The following is a 15,438-nucleotide window of genomic DNA, read 5'->3' as shown; positions in this document are numbered from 1 at the left end:
TTCTTCGGGCTATATGCTCGAAGAAGTCCGTCCAGCGCGGCTTTGCAGGCAGTGTTTAAACGACGCCGGCGCCGTGCGCCTGCTGATCCGCCCAGTACGACGAGCGCACCATCGGACCACAGGCGGCGTTCTTGAAGCCCATTTTCAGCGCTTCGGTTTCGAACATCTTGAAGGTCTCGGGGGGCGGGTAGCGCAGCACCGGCAGGTGGCCGCCGGAAGGCTGCAGGTACTGGCCAATGGTGAGCATTTCGACGTCATGCGCGCGCAAATCACGCAGCACTTCGAGGATCTCTTCGTCGGTTTCGCCCAGGCCCAGCATCAGGCCGCTCTTGGTCGGCACTTCGGGGTGGAGCTTCTTGAACTCTTGCAGCAGCTTCAGCGAGAAGGCGTAATCGGAACCCGGGCGGGCAGCCTTGTACAGGCGCGGCACGGTTTCCAGATTGTGGTTCATCACGTCCGGCGGGGCTTCCTTGAAGATCGCCAGGGCTACGTCCATGCGCCCGCGGAAATCCGGCACCAGCACTTCGATGCGGGTCTTCGGGCTGGCCTCGCGGGTGGCGCGGATGCAATCGACGAAATGCTGGGCACCGCCGTCGCGCAGGTCATCGCGATCCACCGAGGTAATGACGACGTAGTTCAGACGCATCGCCGCGATGGTCTTGGCCAGATCGGCCGGCTCGTCCTGGTTCAGCGGATTCGGGCGGCCGTGGCCGACGTCGCAGAAGGGGCAGCGGCGCGTGCAGATGTCACCCATGATCATGAAGGTGGCCGTGCCCTTGCCGAAACATTCGTGAATGTTCGGGCAGGAGGCTTCTTCGCAGACGGTATGCAGCTTGTGATCGCGCAGGGTTTCCTTGATCTCGTTGAAGCGCGCCGTTTCTTCGGCCGTGCCCAGCTTGATGCGGATCCATTCGGGCTTGCGCAGCTTTTCGGCCGGCACGATCTTGATCGGGATGCGGGCTGTCTTGTCGGCGCCGCGCAGTTTGTTCGGATGCTCTGTACTCATATCGTCGGGGGCTTTCTTTTAGTGCGCGAGGGGATAGTCGCGATCCAGCAGTTCGGTCAGCCGGGTTGCCAATTGTGCCAGTACGGCGTCGGTCGTGGTACTGGCGCCTTCTTCTTTCAGGCTGGTGCTGCGCAAGCCCTCGTAGCCGCAGGGGTTGATGCGCAGGTAGGGCGCCAGATCCAGATCCACGTTCAGCGACAGGCCGTGATAGCTGCAGCCGCGTGAAATCTTCAGGCCCAGCGCGCCGATCTTGGCATCCTTCACGTACACGCCCGGTGCGCCTCCGCGGCGCTCGGCGGCGATGCCGTAGGCGGCCAGCACGTCGATCATGGCCTGTTCCATCAGCGTGACCTGCTCACGCACTTTCAGATTGCGCCGGGCCAGATCGATCAGCAGATAGACCACGGCCTGGCCGGGGCCGTGATAGGTGATCTGGCCGCCCCGGTCGATCTGCACGACGGGGATTTCACTGGCCGTTAGCAGGTGTTCGGGTTTGCCGGCGAGGCCTTGTGTATAGACCGGTTCGTGCTGCAGTAGCCACAGTTCGTCGGGCGTGTCCGGGCCGCGTTCGGCGGTGAAGCGTTTCTGGGCTGCGAATGTTGTTGCGTATTCGACGACGCCCAGCTGGCGCAGGGTGAGGGACTGGGAACTGGGAACTGGGGACTGGGCAGCCCCCGCTTTTCCGAGTTCCGAGTCCCCAGCCCCCAGTTCCCGTATCAAAGAACCACCTTCACCATCGGGTGCGAACTCAGCTCGCGGTACAGCGTATCCAGCTGCAGCTGCGAGGTGGCGCGGATGGTGCAGGTCAGCGAGAGGTAATTACCCTTGGAGGAAGGGCGCATTTCAATGGTCGCCGGATTGAAGTCAGGCGCATGCACCAGCACCACGGAGACGATCACCTGGGCGAAATCGTCATGGCGCGGGCCCATGATTTTGAGCGGGAAATCGCAGGGAAATTCCAGCAGGGTCGTACGTTCTTCGGTCATGGCCGTTCCTGTTTCAGGCTTGTATCAACGCCAATATATGGCGCCAGTGCCGTCGTAATTCAAGCGGCGTAATTATCCGGTAAAGTCGTCCCTGTTCAGACATGCCCGAAGAGCCTCTCCGGGCGGACTTCTCCGGCAGGCATGCCTGCAGAGTAAGGCTCAGCGCGGCTCTTGCAGGGGTGTTGTCAGAGCTGTGCAAACGCTGCATCCGCCGCCGTAATCGTCGCTGCCAGATCTGCCTCGCTATGCGCTGCCGAGACGAAACCAGCCTCGTAAGCAGAAGGCGCAAGGTAGTGGCCAGTGTCGAGCATCAGGTGGAAGAAGCGCTTGAAGCGCTCGGTATCCGAACGCATCACGTCGGCAAAGCTCTGCGGCACTTCCTTGCTGAAGTACAGGCCGAACATTGCGCCGACGGCCTGCGCCGAGAAGGCGATGCCGTGCTTCGCGCCCGCTGCGGCCATGCCGGTGGCGAAGGCGCTGGTGCGCGCGGACAGGGTTTCGTAGAAACCGGGCTGGCTGATCAGCTTGAGCGTAGCAAGGCCGGCGGCCACGGCCACCGGGCTGCCGGACAGGGTGCCGGCCTGATACACGTTGCCCAGTGGGGCGATCTTTTGCATGATCTCGCGCTTGCCGCCGAAGGCGCCGACCGGCATGCCGCCGCCGATGATCTTGCCCAGCGTGGTCAGATCCGGCGTGATCTTGTAGAGGCCTTGCACACCTTGCAGGCCGACGCGGAAGCCGGTCATGACTTCGTCGAAGATCAGTACCGCGCCATGTTTAGTGCACAGCGCACGCAGACGATCCATGTACTCCTGCGAGGGGCGCACGAGGTTCATGTTGCCGGCCACCGGCTCGATGATCACGCAGGCAATCTCCTTGCCGCGCGTGGCGAAGCATTCTTCCAGCGCGGGGATGCTGTTGTAGTCCAGCACCAGCGTGTGTTTGGCGAAATCGGCCGGCACGCCGCCCGAGGACGGGTTGCCGAAGGTCAGCAGACCCGAGCCGGCTTTGACCAGCAGGCTGTCGGCGTGGCCGTGGTAGCAGCCTTCGAACTTGACGATGGCGTCGCGGCCGGTGAAGCCCCGGGCAAGGCGGATCGCGCTCATCGTCGCTTCGGTGCCGGAGGAGACGAGGCGGACCATTTCGATGCTGGGCAGCAAGCTGATCAGCAGCTCGGCCATCTCGATCTCGCCCTCGGTCGGCGCGCCGAAGGAGAGACCATTCACGGCGGCGCGCTGCACCGCTTCGATCACCTCGGGATGGGCGTGGCCGAGAATCGCCGGACCCCAGGAGCCGACGTAGTCGGTGTATTGCTGACCGTCCGCGTCCCAGACGTAAGCGCCCTGTGCGCGCTCAAGAAAGCGCGGCGTGCCGCCGACCGAGCGGAAGGCGCGGACGGGGGAATTCACGCCGCCGGGGATGTTGCGCTGGGCGCGTTCGAAGAGTTCGGCGTTTTTGGACATGGCGGCGAGTGAGGGGCGAGGAGTAAGGAGGCGTGTAGGGTGGGCTCGGTGAGCCCACGCGTCAAAGGTAAAGTGCGGCGATCTTCGCAGCCTGTGCCTGCGGATCAGCAGCCTGATAAATATCGGTAATCACCGCGACCCAGTCAGCGCCGGCGTCGATCAGCGGCGCGGCATTGCTGGCAGTGATACCACCGATGCAGGCCACCGGCACATTGATGAATTCCGCCTTGGCGCGGCTGATCAGCTCGATCGGCGCGACAGGGGCTTCGGGCTTGGTGGGCGAGGCATACATCGCGCCGAAGGCGATGTAGCTGGCCCCGCCGGACACGGCCGCGCGTGCGCGTTTGAAATCGCCATAGCACGAGACGCCTATCTGGAGACGTCCGCCGGACGCGGCTCTCAGGGCAGGCAGCTCGCCGTCTTCGCGCCCGATATGCAGCCCGTCAGCGTCCACGGCGAGCGCCAATGGCAACTTGTCGTTGATGATCAGGCTGACCCCGAGTTCACGGGTGAGGACGCGCAGGGCCTGGGCCTGTTCCAGCTTGAGTGCGGGCGAGGCAGTTTTGTGGCGGTACTGCAGTACGGTGGCGCCGCCGAGGATGGCGGCACGGCTCACAGCAATGAGGCGGGCGGTGTCGTCCCAGTCCGGGGTGACCAGATAGAGGCCGCGCCTCATGCGTCTTCGCGACGGCAGAAACGATTCGGGATGCTCTGGCCCATGCCCAGACGCCAGCTCTGCGACAGGGTGTGCCAGGTATATTCCTGCGCGCCACGCACCGCTTCGCTGAGATCCATTTCTTGCGCCAACAGGGCGGCGAGGGCGGCAGACAGGGTGTCACCGGCGCCGTGCCAGGCGCCGGGCAGGCGTTCCCAGGCGTCGGTGCGCAGGACGCCGCCGCCGCCGTACAGCGTGTTGATGACTTGCTGGGTGGGTTCGTGCGCACCGGTGAGCAGGACGTGTTCCGCGCCCATTTCCATCAGGCGGCGCGCGCATTCTGCGCTGCTGACCTCCTCAACACCCTCGTCTTCCGCTTCGTCTTCACCGAGAGCAAGGCGGCGCGCATCGGCGGCATTGACCACCACAACGGTCGACAGGGGCAGCAGCAGCTCGCAGATCGCGCCGAGCATTTCCTCATCGGCCAGCGGATCGTTGCCGCTGCGCAACTCGGCATCAAAGACCACCGGAATGTCGGGGTAGTCGGCCAGCACGTTAGCGATTTCACCAACATTCTCCACGCTGACCAGACGCCCAATTTTGAAGGCGTGAACCGGGATGTCTTCGAGCAGGGCACGGGCCTGATCAGCGACCCAGTCGCCATCGGTCGCCGAAATCCCCTCGATTCGCGAGGTGTCCTGTACGGCGAAGCCTGTAATCACCGACAATGGATGGGCACCAAAAGCAGCGATGGTCAAAATGTCGCCCTGCAGGCCACCTCCACCCGTAGGATCGGTGGCGGCGAAAGTCAGAACGACGAGTGGATTGGCAGAAGCTGGCATGGGGACGCGGCTAAATGAATGAAATATGCGCAGCAGGCCTGCGCAAGCCTGAAGTTTAACCGATAACGCCTTTGGCTCCGCTGTTGCGGGGCGGCCACAAACGAAGTACAGATATTCCCGCACAAAGACGACAATTCACACTCTGCGGCGCCCAGTGCTTGCAAGTTTGGTATAGTTGCCTTACAAACATGCCGCGTATGCTTCCGGATCGTCAGGCTCAGGCCCGCAGTTTCCGTGTTCAGTACGCCGCCTGATAAATTGCCATGCCGTCATCACTGGATGGGCGGATGGTTTGAGAGGAGTTGCACGTTGGCAGACAAAGCTGATGTTTCCGGCATCAAGGTGATGGTGATTGACGACAGCAACACCATTCGCCGCAGCGCGGAAATTTTTCTGGCCCAAGCTGGCTACCAGGTGCTGCTGGCTGAGGACGGTTTTGATGCCCTCTCCAAAATCGCGGATCACCATCCCGACCTGATTTTTGTGGACATCATGATGCCGCGTCTGGATGGTTATCAGACCTGTGCGTTGATCAAGAAGAATCCGAAATTTGCGGGGACACCGGTCATCATGCTGTCTTCCAAGGACGGTTTGTTTGATCGGGCTCGGGGTCGCATGGTTGGTTCTGATGAATACTTGACCAAACCTTTTACGAAAGACAGTTTGCTCAAGGCCGTGTCTGCGCACATGGCTCTCCGCGAACAACGCTGACATATCCACTGTTTCGAGGCTCCACCATGGCAATCAAGAAAATTCTGGTCGTAGATGATTCCCCAACCGAGCGTTTCGCGCTGATCGAGTACCTGTCCAAACAGGGCTTTTCGGTGGTGACGGCCGATAATGGCGAAGAGGGCGTGGTCAAGGCCAAGGCCGAGATCCCTGATCTGATCCTGATGGATGTCGTGATGCCCGGCATCAATGGCTATCAGGCGACCCGTACGATCTCGCGCGAAGAAACCACGCGCCATATCCCGATCATCATGACCACCAGCAAGGATCAGGAAACTGACAAGATCTGGGGTATGCGTCAGGGTGCCTTCGATTACATGACCAAGCCGCTCGATCTGCCCGAGCTGCTGAAAAAAATCCAGGCGATCGGTTGATCGTCCACAAGGGAGTCTGTTGAATGGCCAAACGCATCAGTCTGCGGGAGTTTCAACAGGATCTGACCAAGCGGCTCGCGGAGATGAGTACCTCCAATCGCCGCTCGGCGCTGCTGGCTGTCGTGGCCGGCACCGAGAACTGGTTGATTGACCTTTCAGATGCCGGTGAAATCATCGCCGCGCCCAGTATTACCGAAGTGCCGCTGACCCGTAACTGGTTTCGCGGCCTTTCCAATGTGCGCGGCAATCTGTTCAGCGTGGTCGATCTTGCGGCCTTTTGTGGCGAAACCCCGCCGCCTCTGACCAATGATTCGCGCATGATGCTGATTGGCGCCAAGCACGGTCTGCGCACCGCCCTGCTGGTTTCGCGCGCACTGGGCTTGCGCAATCCTGACGATTTCGACGTCGATGAAAGCTTTACGGATACGCGTCCGTGGATTGGTGCCGCCTTGCGCGACCACCAGAACCGGCTCTGGAAGCGCCTGATTGTGCGCCCATTGCTGAGCGACCCACGCTTTCTCGAAGCCAGTGCGGATTTGCGCTGAGATGAACACGCATTTCCCATGTTGTCTGAGTTTTTGCTGCACCCATAACAACGATACCCAACGCCCGTACCATATCGGAGCTCTCGCATGGCACTGAAACTTCCTGGCTTTCTCAAGCGCCTCAAGGCCAATTCGGCCAATTCTGACAATACGGTCATGGATAGTCGAGCCACTATGATCGACTCGCCGGTCAGCGTGGCGCCAGCTTCGCGTCGAAAGTTATGGCTGATCGGGAACAAGCCACTGAATGAGCAGCTGCGCACTATCGGCGGCATGTTTACGCTGGCGTTGATCGTTGTAGTGACGCTGACGGCCTTGCAGATTCGTTCGGCTGCGCAGGGTACGGCTTTCGTTTCGGCCTCTGGCCAGATGGCCACGCTGTCGCAGATTCTTGCAAAGGCTGCCCAGCAGGCGGTGACGACGGGCCGTACCGGTTTCTCGGAACTGAAGGAAAGCCGGGATTCGTTTGCCGATTTGCTCAAGGCCATTACGGAAGGCGGCGAAGTCAATGGTGTCAATTACGACGCCACGCCACGCTCGGTCAAGCCGCAGCTCGATGAAGTAACCGAGGTCTGGGGCAAAATCCTGAAAGAGGCCAATGACGTTGCCAAGCAGCAGGAGCAGATCAACCGTTTGGGTAAGGCCGTTGCCAGTATTAATAGCAACAACGCCCAGCTGCTCGATTTTGCCGAGCAGGTGGCGCGCGCCAAGCTCGAAGGTCGCGGCTCTGCCAACGACATCGAGACTGCCAATCAGATCGTGATGTTGTCGCAGCGCATGGCCAAAAACGCCAATGCCCTGCTGGCTGCCGAGTCGGTTGATCCGGAGGTGATTTTCCTGCTCGGGCGTGACTCAAACTCCTTTGATGACTTGCTCAAGCAGCTGACCGAGAGCACGGTTGACGCCAACACCATGCAAAAGTTGGAGAGTCTCAAGCTCTTCGGATCCAAACACCAGATCGCGGTTGGCGGCATTCTTGCCAACGTACAGCCGCTACTGACCGCCAAGCGCGCCGGCGTCACCGTGTTTCAGGAGTCGGGCAAATTGCTCGACGCGATCAACGAACTGTCGGCAGCCTATAACAAGGCCTTTACCGGGATCAGCCTGTTTTTGATCGGTATTCTGATTTCTGGCCCGATCGCTTTGTTGCTGCTGGCCGCGCTGGTCTGGGTGTACAACAACGACTTGGCGTCACGGCGTGACGAGGCTGATCGCCAGCGTCTGGCTGCTGAGGCTGACAAGAACGGTACCCAGCAGGCCATTTTGCGCCTGATGAATGAAATGGGCGACTTGGCTGACGGTGACTTGACGATCCGCGCCACGGTGACGGAAGACGTGACCGGCGCCATTGCCGACTCGGTGAACTACACGATTGAAGAACTCTCCGTGCTGGTACGCCGAATCAACGATGCGGCAGGTCGAGTGACCATCGCTACCGAATCTGCTCAGCGCCTCTCGGGTGAACTGCTCGACGCTTCAGAGCGCCAGTCGCGTGAAATTACCCAGGCCGGTTCGCAGGTGCAGGAAATGGCCCGCTCGATGACGGCCGTATCCGGCTCCGCCCTGCAGACCGCGCAGGTGGCACGCCGCTCGCTGGAAGCTGCGCGCAAGGGTGCGGACGCGGTGCAGAACTCGATAAAGGGTATGAACGAAATTCGCGAACAGATCCAGGAAACCTCCAAGCGGATCAAGCGCCTCGGCGAGTCTTCGCAGGAGATTGGTGAAATCGTGGAACTGATTTCCGACATTACCGAACAGACCAACGTGCTGGCTCTGAACGCCGCCATTCAGGCCGCATCAGCCGGTGAAGCCGGTCGCGGCTTTACGGTGGTTGCGGAGGAAGTGCAGCGACTGGCTGAACGTTCTGCTGAAGCAACCAAGCAGATCGCCGCGATTGTGAAGACCATTCAGACGGATACCGGCGATGCCGTGGCCGCTATGGAAAACTCGACCCGCAATGTGGTTGAGGGAGCCAAGCTGTCCGATGCGGCCGGCCAGGCTCTGTCCGAGATCGGCGACGTGTCGGTGGAAATGGCGACGCTGGTTGAAAAGATTTCGTCCGACACTCAGCGTCAGGCCAATGTGGCAACCGAGGTGTCGGAAGCCATGCGCGGGATTCTGTCGATCAACGAATCCACAACGCGCGGCACCCAGCAGTCGGCCGTCTCGATCGGGCAATTGTCCGATCTGGCTGTCGAGCTCAAGGGTTCGGTGTCCGGCTTCAAGGTGTGATGAATGGGCGGTGCAGCCCATTCGGGTTGTACCGATTCCTGCCCCCGGCCCGCATGGGTCGGTTCGTGGTGGCTGTGCCGCGTCTGCTCAAGAGGCAATAGATGAGCCTGAATAATGATTTCGATGTAGGTCCGCTGACCTGGGTAAAGGGTGAAATCGATACTGCGCTGAATTCCGCGCGGGATCGTCTGGCTGAAGTCCAGGCCGACCCAGCCCAGCGTGAGCCTTTGCGCTTTGCCCAGAGCCATGTGCACCAGGCCAGTGGCGCCCTGTCCATTGTGGGTCTGGATGGCGTGTCGCAGTTTGCCGAGGCAATCGACAAGTTGATTTCAGCGCTGGCCGCGAATGAAGTGGCGACGACGCCGGAAATGTTAGCGGTGGCTTTGCGCAGCGTGGGCATGCTCGGCAATTACATCAACGAAATATCGGCCGGTGCTCCGCACCAGCCGCTGCGCCTGTTTCCCGCCTATCAGGACCTGGTCGCTGCACGGGGTGGTGACGCTCCGCAGCCGAGCGAGCTGTTTTTCCCGGACTTGAGTCTGCGTCCGCAGTTGGCCAGCAATGACGCCATCGCTCCCGAGCGCGCAGCACACGAGCTGCGCGTGCTGCGTGGCCGCTTTGAAAAAGGCCTGCTGAATTGGCTGCGCAAGCCGCAGGAGACTGCAGGTCCGCAGGAAATGCTCAGTGCCGTTGAGCGCATCGAGCAGATTCAGGCCTTGCCGGCCACGCGCTCTTTCTGGTGGGCCGCGATTGCATTTTTCGAGGGTTTGACGGCTCAGGCCATTCCGGTGGACAAGCCTGCCCAGCTTTTGTGCCGGCGCATCGACACCCAGATGAAGCGTTTGCTCGAAGGTTCGCAGGTGGTGGCGGATCGGCTGGTGCGCGACGTGCTGTACTTTGTCGCAACCTCCCGGATTGACTCCAAGCACGCCCAGTCCGTGCGCAGCACCTATGGCCTTGATCGCATCCTGCCGTCGCCGGATGTCGAGCTTTCCGACACTTTGCGTCAGCCTTTCGTGCTGCGCGTGCGTGAGGCGCTGGAGCAGGCCAAGGACTCATGGAATCGTTTCTGTGCCGGTGCGGCCGTGGCACTGCCGCAATTTCAGGAACAACTGATCGAACTGGCACAGCGCATCGAGCCGATGCGTTTGCCGCAGGTGGATCGCCTGCTGCTGGCTTTGGCGGAAACCATCGTGTGGTTGCGCAGCGATCCTTTGCGCCTGAACGATGATCTGTCGATGGAGATTGCCACGGCTTTGCTCGTGATCGAGCAGGCCAATGAGTCGCCGAATGCCGATCCGGCCTTGCTGCGCAAGCAGGTTGATTTGCTGTGCTTCCAGCTGTCGGCGCGCTGTCGTGGCGACGTGGTGCCGGAGCTTGATCTGGCGCCCTTTGGCGAAGCTTCGCGCCGCGCCCAGGAACGTCTCTTCTTCAACCAGTTGGCACGCGAGATTCTGACCAATCTGGGACAGATCGAGCAGACCCTGGACAGCTTTTTCCGCAACCCGGCACAGCGCGATGCGCTACCTAGCCTAGCCGGTCCGCTCAAACAGATTGAAGGTGCTTTTGCGGTGCTGGGCGAGCCTCGCGCCGTGACGCTGGTGCGTGATAACGCCGCCGCGATTGCCCGCTTTGCCGAGCAGCCGGAACCGCCGGGTCAGGAAGCGCTTGACGAAGTTGCGCAGCAGCTTTCTGCGCTGGGCTTCTACGTCGATGCACTAAAAACGGGGGCCGCACGTCTAGATGATTTCCTCAACCCGTCGAGTATTCGTATCGACGAAGAGATCGTCGCGGCCGCCAGTGATACCGTTGAGGCTCAACTGCAGCGCGAAACGCGCGAAACCCACAATCTCGTCGAGGCGCTCAAGGATGCGCCCGAAGATCAGTTCCTGCGCGATCAGTTGGTCAGCAGTCTGGAGGCGATTCGTGAAGATGCCCAACTGGTGGCTGACACTGGTCTTGAGCAGAAAGCCAGGAGCGCCTTGGCCAGCCTGAAGTCTGGCGAAGCCACACAGGAAACCCTGGCAGAAACCTTTGCCAGCGTTGCGCCAGCGGTGACGCCGCAGCGTTCGGAAGATACCTCGCGCCTGATGGAAGTGAGCAACGAGGAGCTGGATGCCGAATTGCTGGCAATCTTCCTCGAAGAGGCGCACGAAGTTCTCGCCACCATTGCCGAACACCGCAGCAAGGTGATCGCCGAGCCGCATGACTTTGAATCCCTGACGACGGTCCGGCGCCAGTTCCACACGCTCAAGGGCAGTAGCCGCATGGTCGGCCTGAACGACTTTTCGGAAGCCGGCCGGCACATCGAAATGGCGATGAATCGCTGGCTGCAGCTCGAAAAAGACGTCGATGCCAGCCTGATTTCGTTGCTGGATCATTCCTACGAAGTCTTTTCTGCGTGGGTGGACCAGCTTGAAGCGGGTGGCGGGGTGTGGCGTGATGCCAGTGCATTGATTGAACAGGCTCAGCAATTGCTGAGCGCGCTCGACAGCCCGGCTGACGAAATGTATGCGCCAGCAAGCTCTGCGGTAGTGGATTCAGAACTTGAGTCAGCGGTAATCGAACCTGTTTTTACGGACGCCATTCAGGAGGCGATGCTGCCGATCAGCGCGGCAGGCTCTGAACTGGACCTGACCAGCACCTTGATGGAGCTGGATTTGGCGGCCTTGTCTTCAGGTGAGCACATCCACACCGAGATTGATCTGGCGGTTACTGATTTCGAAGGCGACGCGCTGCGCGCATTCAGTTCGGAATTTGGCGAGCAGGCTGCCGAAGTAGAAGCAGAATCGCAGGCTGCGCGCTTTGAATTGCCGCAGGTTGGTGCGAGCGTTCAGCCCGTGCTCAATCTGCCGCTCGAAATGGATCTGGAACTGGATGATTTCGAGTTGGCAGATGAACCTCAAGCCGAACCCGAACCCGCATTGGTGGTTGAATCCGCTCCCGAGCCAGAGATTGCGCTGGAGGCGGCGCCGCTGCTGGACTTTGATTTTGGCGATGATGACGACGACCTTGGCGACGCGCCAGCTGTTGCGCCAGTCGTGGCGAATGTTGCCGAGCTGGATTTGACCAGCTCAATGATCAGCATCCAGCTGGAAGCCATGATGAATGGCGACAGCCCCGAAGATTTCGAGATGGATCTGAGCGCCACCGATTTTGTCGGTGGCAGCATGAGCGATTCGCCGGAACTGGTCGAGGCGCCTGCGATCCTGCTCGATGAGCCCCTGATTGATGAGATCGAGGCCGAACTGCCCTTGCTGGCTGAAGAAGCGCCCACTGCCGATCTGGCAGAGATTCCGGTGATTGACGCTCTGCCCGACGACGAAGTGCCGACGCTGGCCGAGGAGTTCGAGACGCCGGCTTTGGAGCCTGTGCTGGAAACAGAACCAGTTCCGGAATTCGAGCTGCCTGAAGAGCCGCAGTCAGAGCGGATCTTCACTGAGACCGCTCTGGAACCCATGCTGGACGCGCCTCTTCAGACATTCGCTGTCGAGAACGAGACCGGGCCTTTCTCTGCGTTGAGTCGTAAGGAAGATATTGATGGCATGCAGGAGGTGGCGATTGATGATGAAGACGGCGAAATCGACTTGCCGGTCATCAATCTGAACGCCTTTAATCCGTCACCCGTTGAAACGCCGGTAAGCGAGGCTGAGTGGACGGCCACGGACAGCGAAGTCACGATCGGCGATCAGACTTTGTCGCGCGGCCTTTACGATTTGTACATTGCTGAATCCCGGCAACTGCTCGACAAATTGCTCGATGAGCATACCCGTCTGGAAAACCACCCGCTACGCGTGCCGACTATCGACGCGATTCGCGCCGCACACACGCTGGCGGGCATTTCCGGTACAGCGCGGATCGAACCCGCCTATGCCTTGGGCAAGGCGCTTGAACACGCTTTGCACCGCTTCACCGACACCGAAGTGCCGCCCGCTGCGGCGCAAATTGATGTGTTCGGAACCGCCGTGTTGATGCTGGATGGCATGCTCGCCGAAGTCGTGCATTACGTCATGCCGGCCGCGGCACCGGAGCTGATTGTTCAGCTCGAGGGTTTGCATCCCGACTTTAACCACGCCAGCTTGGTGGTGGAGCAGGCGCCCCCTGCCGCGTTTGTCGACGAGAGTGTCAGTTTGGTCGCCGCCGCGACGGCTGCGGCTGTGGCTGCTGAGCAGATCAGCCCGCCGGTACCTGATGCACCGCAACCGCTGGAAGCGGATATCGGTCCGCAGGATGATCTGGATGAGCAGTTGCTGCCGATCTTCTTTGAAGAGGCGGATGAGCTGGTGCTGGATATCGGTACGGCATTGCGCGACATGCGTGATGATCCGGCTGACACCGCCCCGCAATTGTCCCTGGCACGTAGCCTGCACACGCTAAAAGGCAGTGCGCGGATGGCCGGCGCCATGCGCCTTGGCCAGTATGTTCACAATCTTGAGACGCACCTTGAAACCTCGGCGCGTGCCCAGCATTCCGGCGCGGCGCTGGTGGATGACCTTGAAAGTGGTCTGGACCACATCGGTGGCTTGATTCTGGCGTTGAAGAATCCGCCGGCTCCGGTGGTGGCGAGCGTTCAGACGTCAGAAGGCGATGTCGATGCCGTCGTTGTAGTGGAGTCCGCCAAGGCCATTGCGGCACCGGTTGCCCAAACTACGATGTTTGACGAGCTCGAGTCGACACAAACCCAGCAACGCGCTCCGCTGCGGGTACGGGCCGAGATGATTGACCGCTTCGTGAATGAAGCGGGTGAAGTCTCGATTGCACGGACCCGGATCGAAGGTGAAATGCGCGTGTTGCGGCGTTCGCTGCTGGATCTGACCGAGAACGTGATTCGTCTGCGCAATCAGTTGCGTGAAGTGGAAATCCAGGCCGAATCGCAGATGCAGTCGCGTATCGCAGCAGCAGAATCCGCCCACGATAATTTTGATCCACTCGAATTCGACCGCTTCACCCGCCTGCAGGAATTAACGCGGATGATGGCCGAGTCGGTCGGTGACGTCACCACCATTCAGCAAAACTTGTTGCGCAATCTCGATGCGGCCGACTCTGCTTTGCACGCGCAGGGCCGCCTCTCGCGCGATCTGCAGCAGGCGCTGATGGGCGTGCGCATGGTGCCTTTCGAGGAACTCGCGGATCGACTCTATCGCGTGGTTCGTCAGACCACCAAGGAGCTGGGCAAGCGCGCCAATCTGGATATCGTCGGCGGTGCGATTGAAATCGACCGGGGTGTGCTGGATCGCATGACCGCGCCGATCGAGCATTTGTTGCGCAACGCGATTGCTCACGGCATCGAGATGCCGGAAGTGCGCGCCGCTGCAGGCAAGGCCGAAGTCGGCCAGATCACGCTCAAGCTGACCCAGCTGTCCAATGAAATCGCGCTGGAACTGGCCGATGACGGTCATGGTCTGGACTATAAGCGGATTCTGGCGCGGGGCCGCGAAGCCGGACTGGTCGGGCCGGATGAAGTGCCCAACGATGGACGTCTGACCCAGCTGATTTTCGAACCAGGCTTCTCCACCGCCGAATCCGTTTCCGGGATTGCCGGGCGCGGAGTCGGTATGGACGTGGTGAAGAACGAAACCATGTCCGTGGGTGGTCGCATCGACATCTTCTCGGATGCCGGCAAGGGCTCACGCTTCCTGATTCACCTGCCGCTGACTCTGGCGGTAACGCAGGCCTTGCTGGTGCGTTGTGATGCGCGCACCTACGCGATTCCCTCGAACATGGTCGAGCAGGCGCTGGAACTCAAAGAGCCGGCGCTGCAGGAAATTCGCAACAAGGGCTTTGTCGAGTGGAAGGATACCCAGTATCCCTTCGCCTACTTGCCGCGTTTGCTGGGCCACGTGCATGCGCAACCGGTGCCGGGTCGCTATCACTGGGTCCTGCTCCTGCGTGCCGGTAGTCAGACCTTGGCCGTGCATATCGACGAACTGCGTGGTAATCAGGAAATCGTGGTCAAGAATGCTGGCCCACAGTTTGTACGTCTGCAAGGTTACAGCGGCGCAACGGTGCTGGCGGATGGCGAAATCTCGCTGATTCTGAATCCGGTGGCGCTGGCTGCGCGTCAGAGCGTGCCTGCCGCCGTACTTGGCGAAGCTGCCGAGATGGCCGAGGAGGGTTACACCCCGCCTGTCGAAACGCGGATTCCGTCGATCATGGTGGTGGATGATTCGCTGACCGTGCGCAAGATCACCAGTCGCATGCTCGAGCGCGAGGGCTTCCTCGTCGTGACGGCCAAGGACGGTGTTGACGCGTTGGAAAAACTCGTCGATTACAAGCCTGATGTCATGCTGCTGGATATCGAAATGCCTCGCATGGATGGTTTCGATCTTGCCCGCAACGTGCGTGCCGATGCCCGTCTGAAGGACATCCCGATCATCATGATCACCTCGCGCATGGCCGACAAACACCGCAACTATGCGATGGAAATCGGCGTGAATAACTACCTGGGCAAGCCTTATCAGGAAGAGCAATTGCTCGAACTGATTACCAGCTTTATCGCCGCCCAGCGCAACTGATGCAGGGCTGGCCCGCGCAAGCGGGCCGCCTGCTCAGCCTCACTCCGCCTTGTTCTTCAGCCTGTATGGCTGTACAGATCCGCTCCGCGCG

11 protein-coding genes are annotated in these 15,438 nt (G+C 60.5%); 5 read left to right on the top strand and 6 right to left on the bottom strand.

What is annotated here, in order from left to right; genetic code table 11:
* Positions 1-55: 55 nt before the first annotated feature.
* The 6 genes from lipA to thiD form a co-directional block, all read right to left on the bottom strand.
* Positions 56-1,006, bottom strand: a complete 951-nt coding sequence (lipA, locus tag ABXR19_RS16725; protein ID WP_354602291.1) for a lipoyl synthase — start codon at positions 1,004-1,006, stop codon at positions 56-58.
* Between the two features lie 18 nt (positions 1,007-1,024).
* Complete coding sequence (lipB, locus tag ABXR19_RS16720; RefSeq protein ID WP_435594339.1) at positions 1,025-1,639, bottom strand: lipoyl(octanoyl) transferase LipB; 615 nt, start codon at positions 1,637-1,639, stop codon at positions 1,025-1,027.
* An 83-nt stretch (positions 1,640-1,722) separates the two neighbouring features.
* On the bottom strand, positions 1,723-1,992 hold the full coding sequence (locus tag ABXR19_RS16715) for a YbeD family protein (RefSeq protein ID WP_354602290.1): 270 nt from the start codon (positions 1,990-1,992) through the stop codon (positions 1,723-1,725).
* A 185-nt stretch (positions 1,993-2,177) separates the two neighbouring features.
* Entirely contained in the window at positions 2,178-3,455 is a 1,278-nt protein-coding gene (gene hemL, locus ABXR19_RS16710; RefSeq protein ID WP_354602289.1) for a glutamate-1-semialdehyde 2,1-aminomutase, read from the bottom strand.
* Between the two features lie 61 nt (positions 3,456-3,516).
* Positions 3,517-4,131 carry a thiamine phosphate synthase gene (gene thiE / locus ABXR19_RS16705; protein ID WP_354602288.1) on the bottom strand — a complete coding sequence of 205 codons (615 nt, stop codon included), beginning with the start codon at positions 4,129-4,131 and terminating at the stop codon, positions 3,517-3,519.
* Positions 4,128-4,952 carry a bifunctional hydroxymethylpyrimidine kinase/phosphomethylpyrimidine kinase gene (thiD, locus tag ABXR19_RS16700; RefSeq protein ID WP_354602287.1) on the bottom strand — a complete coding sequence of 275 codons (825 nt, stop codon included), beginning with the start codon at positions 4,950-4,952 and terminating at the stop codon, positions 4,128-4,130. Before thiD ends, thiE begins: the two co-directional genes overlap by 4 nt.
* Positions 4,953-5,231: 279 nt before the next feature.
* Between thiD and ABXR19_RS16695 the strand changes: the two genes are divergently transcribed.
* The 5 genes from ABXR19_RS16695 (at position 5,232) to ABXR19_RS16675 (ending at position 15,347) form a co-directional block, all read left to right on the top strand.
* Positions 5,232-5,663: a response regulator gene (locus tag ABXR19_RS16695; protein ID WP_354602294.1), complete on the top strand. Its 432-nt coding sequence runs from the start codon at positions 5,232-5,234 to the stop codon at positions 5,661-5,663.
* 26 nt (positions 5,664-5,689) lie between these two features.
* A complete protein-coding gene (locus tag ABXR19_RS16690; protein WP_354602286.1) occupies positions 5,690-6,055 on the top strand; it encodes a response regulator transcription factor in 366 nt (121 codons plus the stop codon).
* Between the two features lie 23 nt (positions 6,056-6,078).
* Entirely contained in the window at positions 6,079-6,600 is a 522-nt protein-coding gene (locus tag ABXR19_RS16685; RefSeq protein WP_354602285.1) for a chemotaxis protein CheW, read from the top strand.
* An 87-nt stretch (positions 6,601-6,687) separates the two neighbouring features.
* Positions 6,688-8,832: a methyl-accepting chemotaxis protein gene (locus ABXR19_RS16680; RefSeq protein ID WP_354602284.1), complete on the top strand. Its 2,145-nt coding sequence runs from the start codon at positions 6,688-6,690 to the stop codon at positions 8,830-8,832.
* Between the two features lie 101 nt (positions 8,833-8,933).
* Positions 8,934-15,347, top strand: coding sequence for a hybrid sensor histidine kinase/response regulator (locus ABXR19_RS16675; RefSeq protein WP_354602283.1), 6,414 nt, complete (start codon positions 8,934-8,936; stop codon positions 15,345-15,347).
* Positions 15,348-15,438 lie beyond the last annotated feature (91 nt).

The sequence above is a fragment of the Uliginosibacterium flavum genome, assembly GCF_040566545.1.
Taxonomy (GTDB): Bacteria; Pseudomonadota; Gammaproteobacteria; order Burkholderiales; family Rhodocyclaceae; genus Uliginosibacterium; species Uliginosibacterium flavum.
Note: the sequence above shows the minus strand (reverse complement) of the source record. Positions and strands in the feature narration are given on the sequence as shown.

Excerpts from the sequence above, each read along its gene's own strand:
- lipA (WP_354602291.1), bottom strand. The coding sequence starts at position 1,006 with ATGAGTACAGAGCATCCGAACAAACTGCGCGGCGCCGACAAGACAGCC.
- thiE (WP_354602288.1), bottom strand. The coding sequence starts at position 4,131 with ATGAGGCGCGGCCTCTATCTGGTCACCCCGGACTGGGACGACACCGCC.
- ABXR19_RS16685 (WP_354602285.1), top strand. The coding sequence starts at position 6,079 with ATGGCCAAACGCATCAGTCTGCGGGAGTTTCAACAGGATCTGACCAAG.
- ABXR19_RS16675 (WP_354602283.1), top strand. The coding sequence starts at position 8,934 with ATGAGCCTGAATAATGATTTCGATGTAGGTCCGCTGACCTGGGTAAAG.
- ABXR19_RS16690 (WP_354602286.1), top strand. The coding sequence starts at position 5,690 with ATGGCAATCAAGAAAATTCTGGTCGTAGATGATTCCCCAACCGAGCGT.
- ABXR19_RS16715 (WP_354602290.1), bottom strand. The coding sequence starts at position 1,992 with ATGACCGAAGAACGTACGACCCTGCTGGAATTTCCCTGCGATTTCCCG.
- thiD (WP_354602287.1), bottom strand. The coding sequence starts at position 4,952 with ATGCCAGCTTCTGCCAATCCACTCGTCGTTCTGACTTTCGCCGCCACC.
- ABXR19_RS16680 (WP_354602284.1), top strand. The coding sequence starts at position 6,688 with ATGGCACTGAAACTTCCTGGCTTTCTCAAGCGCCTCAAGGCCAATTCG.
- hemL (WP_354602289.1), bottom strand. The coding sequence starts at position 3,455 with ATGTCCAAAAACGCCGAACTCTTCGAACGCGCCCAGCGCAACATCCCC.
- ABXR19_RS16695 (WP_354602294.1), top strand. The coding sequence starts at position 5,232 with ATGGGCGGATGGTTTGAGAGGAGTTGCACGTTGGCAGACAAAGCTGAT.